The sequence below is a fragment of the Rhodopseudomonas infernalis genome (assembly GCF_022271405.1).
Lineage (GTDB): Bacteria > Pseudomonadota > Alphaproteobacteria > Rhizobiales > Xanthobacteraceae > Rhodopseudomonas > Rhodopseudomonas infernalis.
In genome coordinates this window covers 1-12,645 of the sequence record NZ_JAJNAL010000053.1, presented here as the reverse complement: position 1 = coordinate 12,645, position 12,645 = coordinate 1, and the positions used below count along the sequence as shown (strand labels likewise).

Below are 12,645 nucleotides of genomic sequence, written 5' to 3'. Positions count from 1 at the left end.
TCGCGACGTTCACGGTCTGGACTCTTACACGCCGACTCGCGAACAGGATATTGTCCAGCGATTCGGCGGCGACGTTGACGATCTGCGATCGCGTCGAGTGTTTGGGGCAATCCATGTCAGACGTATTGGGGTCGATGCGTCGGGCCTGCTTGTCGTGCACGTCACTCGTGCGCGGTGTCGCAGGGGCTGGCTTACTCACGGCATCGACGCCGGTGTGGGCGGCCGACGACCAGCTCGCGGCCCTGACGACCCGCATGCTTTCGGATTTCAGCCGGCACGAGCTGGTGACGCTGGCGATGGCCTTGTCGGTGCTCGGCTTCTCTGTTGTGTCGGCGATCCTGCTGATGCGCACGCGGCAACGCGCCGCGGCCGAGGAAACGCGGCTACACGCTGAAGTCCAGAACCTGCAGGCCGAATCGGATCGCTTGCGCGCGCTGCTGTTCGTCGAGCCGCAGGTGTTGATCTCCTGGTCGGCGGGCGATGATCGTCCGCAGATCAGCGGCGACACCGCGCTGCTGCTGCCGCACGATCCGCACGGCGCCCAGCCGCAGCGCATCCTGGCTTTCGGCACGTGGCTGCCGCCCGAGCCGGCGCTGCAGATGGATCACGCCGTCGACGCGCTGCTCGACAAGGGCGAGGCTTTCCTGCTGCATCTGACCACGTCGACCGGCCGTGCGATCGAGGCGATGGGCCGCGCGATCGGTGGCCAGGCCATCCTGCGGCTGCGCGAAATGAGCGGGGTTCGCCGCGAACTTGCCGATATGTCGCGACGCTACAAGGCGCTGCAGGACGAGACCGAGATGCTGCGCGGCTTTGTCGACGGGGCGCCGTGGCCGATCTGGACCCGCCGCGCCTCCGGCGAACTCAACTTCGCCAACGCCGCGTATGCGCACGCCACCGACGCCGGCAGTCCGGCCGATGCGGTCAGCCGCAATCTCGAACTGCTCGACAGCAACGACCGCGGCAATCTCACGCGCACGCTGCAGGACCGGCCCGAATTCGCCGCGCGGCTGCCGATCGTGGTGCGCGGCGAGCGCCGCTATTTCGACGTGCGAGCGCTGCGGCTGGCCGGCGGTAGCGCCGGCATCGCGGTGGATTCCAGCGAGGCCGCGGCGCTCGGCGCCGCGCTGGTGCGGATGGCGGACGCGCATCGCCGCACGCTGGACCAACTGTCGTCGGGCGTCGCGGTGTTCGACGCGCAGCGTCGGCTGGCGTTCTATAACGACTCCTATCGCAAGCTGTGGGACCTCGACCGCGCCTTCCTCGACAGCCATCCGGACGATTCCAGCGTGCTCGACCGGCTGCGTGCGGCGCGCAAACTGCCGGAAGAACGCGACTTCAAGGAGTGGAAGAACAAGCTGCACGAGGCCTATCGGGCGGTCGAAGCCGAGAAGGCGATCTGGTATCTGCCCGACGGCCGCGCCATCAGCATCGTCACCACGCCCAATCAGGAAGGCGGCGTCACCTATCTGTTCGACGACGTCACCGAAAGCTTCGACCTGCAGCGCCGCTATGGCGGCCTGATCGACGTCCAGCGCGAGACGCTCGACAATCTGACCGAAGCGGTCGCGGTGTTCGGCAGCAACGGCTGCGCGCAGTTGTTCAATCCGGCCTTCACGCGGATGTGGAACCTGTCGGCCGAGGCGCTCGCCACCCGGCCGCATATCGAGACCGTGGAAGACTGGTGCCGGCCGTTGTTCGACGACGCTGTGAGCTGGCAAGCGCTGCGTAGCGCCATCACCGGCATCGACGATCGCCGCAACGTGCTGCTGAAGCTCGAACGCCGCGACGGCACCGTGCTGTCGTGCAAGACCATGCCGCTGCCCGACGGCGCCACGATGCTGACGTTCCAGGACATCACCGACACCGAGAATGTCGAGCGCGCGCTACGCGAGCGCAACGAGGCGCTGGAAACCGCCGACCGCATCAAGATCGACTTCGTCCACCACGTCTCGTACGAGCTGCGCTCGCCGCTGACCACGATCATCGGCTTCGCGCATTTCCTCAGCGATCCGAGCACCGGCCCGCTCACCGATAAGCAGGCCGAGTATCTCGCCTACATCACCACCTCGACCAACGCGCTGCTGGCGATCATCAACAACATCCTCGATCTCGCCAGCATCGACGCCGGCGCGATGATGCTGAATCTCGGGCCGATCGACATCCGCCGCGCCATCGAGGCGGCGGTCGAGGGCATTCAGGACCGGCTGGCACGCGACGAGATCACGCTCGACATCGACGTCGATCCGAGCATCGAAGGTTTCATCGGCGACGAGCGCCGCGTCGTGCAGGTGCTGTACAATCTGCTCGCCAACGCGGTCGGCTTCTCGCCGCAGCGGGCGGTGGTGAAGCTCGCGGTGCGCAAGGCCGGCAACCGCATCGTGTTCTCGGTCACCGACGCCGGTCCGGGAATCGATCCGGCCGTCAAGGACAAGGTGTTCGACTGGTTCGAGAGCCACTCCCAGGGCTCGCGGCATCGCGGCCCCGGCCTTGGCCTGGCGCTGGTCCGATCGTTCGTCGAACTGCACGGCGGCAAGGTCCAGGTCGATTCGGTGGTCGGGCGCGGCACCACGGTGGTTTGCGAATTCCCGATCGACCAGACCGCGCAGCGTAACGCCGCCGAATGACGGGCCCGGCCACATTCTCGGTCGCGCTCGCCAACGAGACGGCGACGGCGCGGCTGATGGCCGAAGTCGCGCTGCTGATCGGCCCCGGCGATGTCGTGACGCTGTCGGGCGACCTCGGCGCCGGCAAGACCGCGGCGGCGCGGGCGATGATTCGCTATCTGGCCGGCGACGACGACTACGAAGTGCCGAGCCCGACCTTCATGCTGGTGCAGAGCTACGAGCTGCCGCCATATCCGCTGCTGCACGCCGATCTCTATCGCATCGAGGATCCCGGCGAACTCGAAGAGATCGGGCTGTCGCCGCTGCCGGACGGCGCGGTGGCGCTGATCGAATGGCCGGAGCGCGCGCCTGCAGCGATGCCGGCCGACCGCATCGACATCGCGCTCAGTCATCGTCCGGCGCTCGGCTCGCTGGCGCGCGCCGCCGAGATCACCGGCCACGGCAAGGCTGCCGCGCAGGTCGAGCGGCTGGCGGCGCTGCGCAGCTTCATCGAAACCTCCGGCTATGCGGATGCCGATCGCCGCCACATGCCGGGCGACGCCTCGACGCGGTCCTACGCGCGGCTGATCAAGGACGGCGGCTCGCTGATCCTGATGAACGCGCCGCGGCGACCCGATGGTCCCGCGCTGTACGCCGGCAAGAGCTACAGCGCCGCGGTGCATCTGGCCGAGGATGTCCGGCCGTTCGTGGCGATCGCCAGCGGGCTGCATGCGCGACGTTTCTCGGCGCCGGCGATCCATCACGCCGATCTCGACTCCGGCTTTTTGATCACCGAGGATTTCGGCACCGAGGGCGTCGTCGCCGGGACCCCGCCGGCGCCGATCGCCGAGCGCTATCAGGCCGCGGCGGATCTGCTGGCGGTGCTGCACGGGCAGGCGCTGCCCGATCGGCTGCCGCTGCCGCAGGACAGCTACGCGATCCCGGTGTTCGACACCGAGGCGATGCTGATCGAAATCGGGCTGATGCCCGAATGGTATCTGCCCGATCGCGGCGCGGTGATAGCAGCCAGTGACCGCGCCGACTTCGTGGCGCTGTGGCGCCGGCTGCTCGGTGGCCTCGCGGACGAGCCGCGCACCTGGGTGCTGCGTGATTATCATTCGCCCAATCTGATCTGGCTCGACCAGCGCGAAGGCATCGCGCAGGTCGGCGTGATCGATTTTCAGGACACCGTGCTGGGCCCCGCCGCCTACGATCTGGTGTCGCTGCTGCAGGATGCGCGGATCGACGTGCCCGAGTCGCTCGAGCTGGCGTTGTTCGGCCGCTATATCAAGGCGCGCCTCGCCGCCGATCCCAGGTTCGATCCGGCCGGCTTCGCGCGGCTCTACGCGCTGATGTCGGCGCAGCGCAACACCCGGCTGCTCGGCACCTTCGCGCGCCTCAACCGGCGCGACGGCAAGCCGCACTATCTGCGGCACCAGCCGCGGATCTGGACCTACCTGACGCGTTCGCTGGCGCACCCGTCACTGGCTGACCTGAAAGTCTGGTACGAGGTCCATGTGCCGCCTCCAGGCTGATTTCAGCGGCGGCTTTTACCCCATATTAGGCGAGCGCTCCCTACCGTCGGCGCCTCGATCATCTTCCCATCAATCGCGCGTTCGGTCGCTGCGTCGGGGCGAGGGACCTCATGGTTGAACGGAACAAGGACGGCCGCGTCGTGTTCGAGCGCGGCATTCGGGCGCAGATGATGGCGATCGACGGAACCTGGCGCCGCCCCTGCCTGCTCGAGGACGTGTCCGAAGCCGGCGGCAAGCTGACCATCGAGGGCGCCGTCGAGGGCCTGAATCTGAAGGAATTCTTCCTGCTGCTGTCATCGACCGGGCTGGCCTATCGCCGCTGCGCGCTGAGCTGGGTCAATGGCGATCAGATCGGCGTCAGCTTCCTGCGTAACGACAAAAAGAAGCGCCAGAACAACCGCGCCGCTGCCGCCACCGCCTGATCGGGTGGATGCCTCCCGGCAGACCTGGCGCCGCCGGGGTGTCGCATCGGCGTCATGGTTCGCGACTACCCAATGACCCCTGATACACCGGTCGTCGCTGCGTGATACAATCGATTCGCACCGATCCGGTCCGAAACGCGAGCGAAGATGTCCGTTCAACCCTCCCGCGCCATGGTGCTTGCTGCCGGCTTCGGCCTGCGCATGCGCCCGCTCACCGACAACATGCCGAAGCCGCTGGTGCGCGTCGCCGGCAAGCCGCTGCTCGACCATGTGCTCGACCGGCTCGCCGATGCCGGTGTCACCGAGGCGGTGGTCAACGTCCACTATCTGCCGGACCAGATCATCGACCACGTCGCCACCCGCACGTCGCCGAAGGTCACCATTTCGGACGAGCGCGACGCCGTGCTGGGCACCGGCGGCGGCGTGGTCAAGGCGCTGCCGCTGCTCGGCGACGCGCCGTTCTATCACCTCAACGCCGACACGCTGTGGATCGACGGCGTGCAGCCGAATCTCGATCGCCTTGCCGCCGCCTTCGATCCGGCCCGGATGGATATCCTGCTGCTGATGGCGCCGACCGCGGGCAGCATCGGCTATGCGGGCAAGGGCGATTTCGCGATGGCGCCGGACGGTACCCTGCGCAAGCGCAAGGAGAACGAGGTCACGCCGTTCGTCTATGCGGGCGTCGCGATCATCAATCCGGCAATCTTCGCCGATGCGCCGCAGGGCGAATTCTCGCTGACCGCCATGTTCGATCGTGCCGCCGAGCAGGGCCGGCTGTTCGGGCTGCGGCTCGAAGGCGTGTGGATGCATGTCGGCACCCCCGAAGCGGTCGCGGCCGCCGAGCGCGCCTATCTGGTCAGCGTCGCCTGAGGGCAGCCGTACCTCCCCTGCGGGTCGCCGCCATGGCATGATCGCCCGATCGGCGAATCAGGATGTCCATGCGCGTTTTCAGTGTTCCGCCTTCCGCGCCGTTTCTGCGCACGACGATTGCCGCGCTGGTCGATGGTAAATTGATCGAGGGCTTCGCAGTCCGTGCCGAGCCCGAGCGGCTGGCCGAAGCGACGCTGTATCTTCCGACCCGCCGCGCCGGGCGCCTGGCGCGCGATATCTTCCTCGACGTGCTCGGCACCGACGCGGTGCTGCTGCCGCGCATCGTTGCGCTCGGCGGTATCGATGAGGACGAACTCGCCTTCACCCAGGCCGCCGAGGGCGTCGCCGATCTGGAGATTCCGCCGTCGCTCGACGGGTTGCCGCGCCGGTTGCTGCTGTCGCAACTGATCGCCGTCTGGGCCAAGGGCCTGCGGCCGCAGGATCCGCAGCAGGCGCCGCTGGTGGTCGGCGGTCCGGCGTCGACGTTGGCACTGGCCGACGATCTGGCCAGGCTGATCGACGACATGGCGACCCGCGGCGTCGACTGGACCAAGCTCGATACGCTCGTACCTGACGCGTTCGATCGCTACTGGAAGCTGACGCTCGACTTCCTCAAGATCGCCGGCCAGTGGTGGCCGCAGCATCTGCGCGAGACCGACCGGATCGAGCCGGCGGCGCGGCGCGATCTCTTGATCGAGGCCGAGACCGGCCGCCTTGCGGCGCATCGCGGCGGGCCGGTGATCGCCGCCGGCTCGACCGGCTCGATGCCGGCGACCGCCAGGCTGCTGCACGCGATCGCCGGGCTGCCGCACGGCGCCGTGGTGCTGCCGGGCCTCGACACCGAGCTCGATGACGCCGCGTGGGATCTGATCGGCGGCACGCGCGACAAGCAGGGCAAGCAGCTGTTGCCGCCGTCGCCCAACCATCCGCAATTCGCGCTGCACGGCCTGCTGACACGGATGGGCCTGCAACGCCGCGATGTGCGGCGGCTTGGGTTCAGCGCGCGGCCGGGCCGCGAAATCTTGGCGTCCGAAGCGATGCGGCCGTCGGCGGCAACCGCGGCGTGGCACGACCGGCTGGCCGATCCGCAGGTCGAACGACTGATCGAAGACGGCACCGACAAGCTCACGCTGATCGAGGCGCCGAATTCCGAGATTGAAGCGCTGGCGATCGCGGTGGCGCTGCGTGAGGCGACCGAACTCGGCCGCTCCGCCGCGCTGGTGACGCCCGATCGCGCGCTGGCGCGCCGCGTCGTCGCCGCGCTCGGCCGCTGGAATCTGCCGGTCGACGATTCCGGCGGCGATTCGCTGATGGACACCCAGGCGGGCATTTTCGCACGGCTCGCCGCCGAGGCCGCGCTGCACGGCTGCGAGCCGCCGACGCTGCTGGCGCTGCTCAAGCATCCGCTGCTGCGCCTCGGCCGCGCCGCCGGCGGTTGGCGCGGCGCGATCGAAACGCTGGAGCTGGCACTGCTGCGCGGCACCCGGCCGTCGCCGGGCTGCGAAGGGTTGCTACGCGACTTCGCAAGCTTCCGCGTCGAGCTGATCAAGCTCAAGCGCGGCGAAATCAGCGCGCTGCATGCATCAGAGCCCCGCGCGCGGCTCGGCGACGACGCGCTTGATGCGGCGCGGGCGCTGATCGACGCACTCCGCGCCGCGCTGTTACCGTTGGAGAGCGTCGGCAAAGAGCCGATCGATCTGTGCGTATTCGGCCAGCATCACCGGGAGGTGCTCAAAGCGCTGTCGAGCGATGCGGACGGCATTGCCGTCGCGTTCGAAGGCCAGGGCGCGGCACTGCTACGCGCGTTCGATGATCTCGCAGAAGTCGAGCCCAGCGCCGGCGTGCCGGTGCCGCCGCACGACTATCCGGACGTGTTCGAAACCGCGTTCGGCGACATCACGGTGCGCCGGCCCGAACTCGCCGAAGCGGCACTGCGGATCTACGGTCCGCTCGAAGCGCGGCTCACCACACACGACCGCGTCATTCTCGGCGGCCTGGTCGAAGGCGTCTGGCCGCCGGCGCCGCGGATCGATCCGTGGCTGTCGCGGCCGATGCGCCACGAACTCGGCCTCGATCTGCCCGAACGCCGCATCGGCCTGTCGGCGCACGACTTCGCGCAGTTGCTCGGCACCGACGAAGTAATCCTGACGCACGCCAACAAGGTCGGCGGCGCGCCGGCCGTGGTGTCGCGGTTTCTGCACCGGCTCGAAGCGGTCGCCGGCAAGGCGCGCTGGAGCACGCTGAAGGCGCGCGGGCAGACTTATCTGGACTACGCGCAGGCGCTCGACCGCCCGGCCAAGGTCGTGCCGATCGACCAGCCGGCGCCGAAGCCGCCGCGCGAGGCGCGGCCGCTGAAGCTGTCGGTCACCGCGATCGAGGACTGGCTGCGCGATCCCTATACGATCTACGCCAAATACATCCTCGGCCTGTCGCCGCTCGATCCGGTCGACATGCCGCTGTCGGCGGCCGATCGCGGCTCGGCGATCCACGAAGCGCTCGGCGAATTCACCGAGCGTTTCGCCGACGCATTGCCGGACGATCCGGCGCAGGTGCTGCACCAGATCGGCCAAAAACACTTCGCGCCGCTGATGCAGCATCCGGAAGCGCGCGCGCTGTGGTGGCCGCGCTTTCTGCGGATCGCCGGCTGGTTCGCCAATTGGGAGCAGGACCGCCGCCCGCATCTGCGCCATGTCATCGCCGAGCGCAGCGGCTCGCTGTCGATCCCGCTCGACGGCGGCCGCAACTTCGTGCTGTCGGCGCGCGCCGACCGCATCGAGCATCGCGCCGACGGCAACTACGCGATCCTCGACTACAAGACAGGCAATCCGCCGACCGGCAAGCAGGTGCGCATGGGCCTGTCGCCTCAGCTCACGCTCGAAGCCGCGATCCTGCGCGCCGGAGGCTTCGACGGCATCGATGCCGGCGCGTCGGTCGCCGAGCTGACTTACGTCAAGCTCAGCGGCAACTCGCCGCCCGGCGACGAGCGCGTGCTCGAACTCAAGATCGACCGCAAGGACGAGCCGCAAGAGCCAGACGACGCCGCGGCCGAAGCGCTGGCCAAGCTCACCGGGCTGATCCGCCGCTTCGACGACGAGACGCAACCGTATCACGCGCTGGTGCTGTCGATGTGGGCGCAGCGCTACGGCCGCTACGACGATCTGGCGCGGATCAAGGAATGGTCGGCCGCCGGCGGCGCGGGAGACGGCGCATGAGCGGGCCGCGCACGATTCCCGATCAGGCCCGCGAGCGCCAGATCCTCGCGTCCGATCCGTCGGCCTCGGTGTTCGTCTCGGCCAACGCCGGTTCGGGCAAGACCCATGTGCTGGTGCAGCGCGTGATCAGGTTGCTGCTCGACGGCGTGCCGCCCGAGCGCATCCTGTGCATCACCTTCACCAAGGCGGCCGCCGCCAACATGGCGGAACGCGTGTTCACCACGCTCGGCCGCTGGGTGACGCTGGACGATACTCAGCTCGCCGACGCGATCCGTCAGACCGGCATCAAGTCGGTCGGCCCGTCTCTTTTGGCCCAGGCGCGAAAACTGTTCGCCTGCGCGCTGGAGACGCCGGGCGGGCTGAAGGTGCAGACCATCCACGCGCTGTGCACGCGGCTGCTGCAGCAGTTTCCGTTCGAGGCCAACGTGCCGGCGCGCTTCACCGTGCTGGACGATCGCGATCAGGCCGAGCTGATGCAGCGCGCCAGCCTCGCGGTGCTGCTGCAGGCCGCGGCGGCGCCGGACAGCGCGGCCGGCAAGGCCTTGTCGCTGGCGATGACCAGCGCGGCCGATATCACCTTCCGCGAGGTGGTGCAGGAAGCCTGCATGAGCCGCGACCGCTTCCTCGGCTGGGTGGCGCAGGCCGGCGGCGTCGACGGCGCGATGGCGCAACTCTCCGCGACGCTCGGCGTTGCGCCGGAAGATAGTTGCGACGACGTCGAGCGCGATATTGTCGACGGGCCCTATCTGCCGCGCGCCCGTTGGACGGACGGTGCCACCATATTCGACGGCGGAAGTAAGACGGATCACGATCAGGCGCAGCGGCTGCGCGATGCGCTGGCGGCAAGCGACACCGCGCAGCTCGAGAAGTATCTCGAGCTGTTCTTCACCAAGGAAGCCAAGCTGCGCAAAAGCTTCGCGACCAAGAAGATCGCCGACCCCATGCCCGGCTTCGTCGAGGATCTGAAGCGCGAGGGCGACCGGCTGGAAGGTCTGCTCGAACGCCGCCGGGCGCTGCTGATGCGCGAGCGCACGCGGGCGCTGCTGGTGATCGCCGCCGACGTCGCCGGCCGGATCGCGCGCGAGAAGCAGGATCGCGGCCTGCTCGATTACGACGACCTGATCGACAAGACGCTGGCGATGCTCGACAGCGGCGCGTCGAGCTGGGTGCATTTCAAGCTCGACCGCGGCGTCGATCACGTGCTGATCGACGAGGCGCAGGACACCAGCCCGAAGCAATGGGACATCGTCGCGCATCTGATCGCCGAGTTCACGGCGGGCGAGGGCGCCCGCGATGGCATCAAGCGAACCGTGTTCGCGGTCGGCGACGAGAAGCAGTCGATCTTTTCGTTTCAGGGCGCGGTGCCGAAGGAATTCGCCGAGCGCCGCGACGAACTGCAGCGGCGCTTCCACGGCGCCGGGCTCACCTTCGAGAAGGTCAGCTTCAACTACTCGTTCCGTTCGGGTGCCACCATCCTGCACTCGGTCGATCACGTCTTCCGCGATCCCGACATCTATCGCAGCATCCACGCCGACACGAGCTATCCACTGCATCAGGCGCTGAACGATGCGGGGCCAAGCCTGATCGATCTGTGGCCGCTGGAACTGCCCGACGAGAAGCAGTCGATGGAAGGCTGGCGCGCGCCATTCGACGCGGTGTCGGAAACCAGCCCCGAGGTGCGGCTGGCCGACAAGGTGCGGGCGGAGATCGCCGCGCTCATCGCCGAGGGCACCATGACCGGCCCGTTCGGCGCGCGGCGTCGGCTGAGCTATGGCGACGTGCTGATCCTGGTGCGGCGGCGCGGCTCGGCGTTCGACGCGGTGATCCAAGCTTTGAAACGCGGCGGCATTCCGGTCGCCGGCGCCGACCGGCTCAAGCTGACCGAGCACATCGCGATCATCGACCTGATGAATCTCGCCGACGCGCTGCTGCTGCCGCAGGATGACCTCGCGCTCGCGGTGGCGCTGAAGAGTCCGCTGTTCGGCCTCGACGACGACGATCTGTTCCGGCTGGCCTGGCGCCGCAAGGGCTCGCTGCGCGCCGCGCTGCGCGACAAGGCGGCGGGCGATGCGAAACTCACGACTGCGCTGCAGCGGCTCGACGCCTGCGCGTCGCGTGCGCTCACGGACACGCCGTTCGGCTTCTACGCGTGGCTGCTCGGCGGCGACGGCGCGCATGGCAGCGGTCGTGCGCGTATCCTGCGCCGGCTCGGGCCCGAGGCCAACGATGCGCTCGACGAGTTTCTCGAACTGGCGCTGAGCACCGAGCAGAAGCAGGCGCCGTCGCTGCAGGGCTTCATGGCGTGGCTGCGCGCCGCCGATACCGAGATCAAGCGCGACATGGAGATCTCGCGCGACGAAGTCCGCGTCATGACCGTGCACGGCGCCAAGGGGCTCGAAGCGCCGGTGGTGTTCCTGGTCGATACCACGTCGTCGCCCGCCGATACGCAGCGGCTCAATCTGATCCGGCTGCCCGGCGGCAACGCGCAGCCGGGCGCGCCGTCCGCGATGGTGTGGGCCGGCCGCAAAGCGAACGACCCGCGCGTCGTCGAACAGGCCCGCGCCGCGATGATCGCCGAGACCGAGGACGAGTATCGCCGCCTGCTGTATGTGGCGATGACCCGCGCGGCCGACCGGCTGATCGTCGGCGGCTGCATGCCCGGCAACCGCAACGATGTCCGCGCGCTGTCCTGGTACGATCTGATCAGCAAGGGTCTGGAGAATTCGGGTCTAGCGATGCGCACCGTGCCGCCGCCGGACGGCGCCGTGAAACGCTATTGCCGTCCCGAGGATGAGGCCGCCGAAACCGCCGCGCCAGAGGTGAAAGATAGCCCGGCGCCGTTGATCCTGCCGGACTGGTTGCACAAATCCGCTCCGGCCCGGCGCGAGCCGGAGCCGCTGCTGCGGCCGTCCGATCCGGACGAAGCCGATCAGCGCCGGCTGCGCCGCGGCGAGTCGGACACCGAGCGCAAACGCGCTCTGCAACGCGGCACGCTGGTGCACCGGCTGCTGCAATCACTGCCCGATCTGCCTGCGGACTCACGGCTCACCGCCGCCGCGCGCTTCCTCGCCCGCAACGCGGCCGAGTGGGAGGCCGGCGAGCGCGACGCGCTGGCCGCGCGGGTGCTGGAGGTGATCGGCGATCCGCGCTTTGCCGCGGTGTTCGCGCCCGGCAGCCGCGCCGAGGTGCCGATCGTCGGCCGGCTGCAGCGCAACGGCGAGCCCGTGCTGGTCTCTGGCCAGATCGACCGGCTGGTGGTGACACCAGCCGATGTCCTGATCGTCGATTTCAAGACCAACCACGCCCCGCCGCGCGGCCTGGCCGAGGTCCCGCCCGCCTATCTGCGCCAGCTGGCGCTGTATCGGGCCGTGCTGGCGCGGCTCTATCCCCAGCGAATCGTCAGGGCCGCCCTGCTGTGGACGGAAGCGCCTGAAATCATGGAGCTTTCGGCGCCTGCGCTGGACGCGGAGCTGGCGCCGTTGACGGCCGCGTGAGCGTGCTTGACCCCGCCCCGGCGCGTTCATACGTTGATTTCATCATCCGGGCGCGATTCCCGCTGCGCCTTTATCCGCTCCCCACGAGGTATCCCATGGCCGTAGGCAAAGTGTCCGACTCCGATTTCGAAGCTGAAGTTCTCAAGGCGCAGGGCCCTGTGGTGGTGGATTTCTGGGCCGAGTGGTGCGGCCCGTGCCGCATGATCGCCCCTGCGCTGGACGAGATTTCGGGCGCGATGGGCGACAAGGTGAAGATCGTCAAGCTCAACGTCGACGAGAGCCCGGTCACCGCCTCGAAGTACGGCGTGATGTCGATCCCGACCCTGATGATCTTCAAGGGCGGCGAGATGGCCTCCCGCCAGGTCGGCGCCGCGCCGAAGGCCAAGCTGCAGCAGTGGATCAGCTCGGCGGTCTGAACCGGCGGCCCTGACGAACGTTTGCAACGGCCGGCTCACGCCGGCCGTTTTGCGTTTCAGAGGCCAAGCACACCACGCGACGCCGTGCCC

Annotated in this window: 7 protein-coding genes; all 7 read left to right on the top strand. The window is 68.6% G+C overall.

The annotated features are described in order from the left end of the window. Positions 1-113 precede the first annotated feature (113 nt). A complete protein-coding gene (locus LPW26_RS23215) occupies positions 114-2,627 on the top strand; it encodes a sensor histidine kinase (RefSeq protein ID WP_238738085.1) in 2,514 nt (837 codons plus the stop codon). Then, positions 2,624-4,141 carry a tRNA (adenosine(37)-N6)-threonylcarbamoyltransferase complex ATPase subunit type 1 TsaE gene (gene tsaE, locus LPW26_RS23210; protein ID WP_238738084.1) on the top strand — a complete coding sequence of 506 codons (1,518 nt, stop codon included), beginning with the start codon at positions 2,624-2,626 and terminating at the stop codon, positions 4,139-4,141. The genes LPW26_RS23215 and tsaE overlap by 4 nt, the downstream gene beginning before the upstream one ends. 110 nt (positions 4,142-4,251) lie before the next feature. Continuing rightward, entirely contained in the window at positions 4,252-4,563 is a 312-nt protein-coding gene (locus LPW26_RS23205; protein ID WP_238738083.1) for a PilZ domain-containing protein, read from the top strand. A gap of 147 nt (positions 4,564-4,710) precedes the next feature. Further along, positions 4,711-5,433, top strand: coding sequence for a nucleotidyltransferase family protein (locus tag LPW26_RS23200; protein ID WP_238738082.1), 723 nt, complete (start codon positions 4,711-4,713; stop codon positions 5,431-5,433). A 68-nt stretch (positions 5,434-5,501) separates the two neighbouring features. After that, positions 5,502-8,645: a double-strand break repair protein AddB gene (gene addB, locus LPW26_RS23195; RefSeq protein WP_238738081.1), complete on the top strand. Its 3,144-nt coding sequence runs from the start codon at positions 5,502-5,504 to the stop codon at positions 8,643-8,645. Further along, positions 8,642-12,139 (top strand): double-strand break repair helicase AddA, encoded by a 3,498-nt coding sequence (addA, locus tag LPW26_RS23190; RefSeq protein WP_238738080.1) that lies wholly within the window; start codon positions 8,642-8,644, stop codon positions 12,137-12,139. The genes addB and addA overlap by 4 nt, the downstream gene beginning before the upstream one ends. 95 nt (positions 12,140-12,234) lie before the next feature. Then, positions 12,235-12,555 (top strand): thioredoxin, encoded by a 321-nt coding sequence (gene trxA, locus LPW26_RS23185; RefSeq protein WP_054163299.1) that lies wholly within the window; start codon positions 12,235-12,237, stop codon positions 12,553-12,555. Positions 12,556-12,645: the final 90 nt, after the last annotated feature.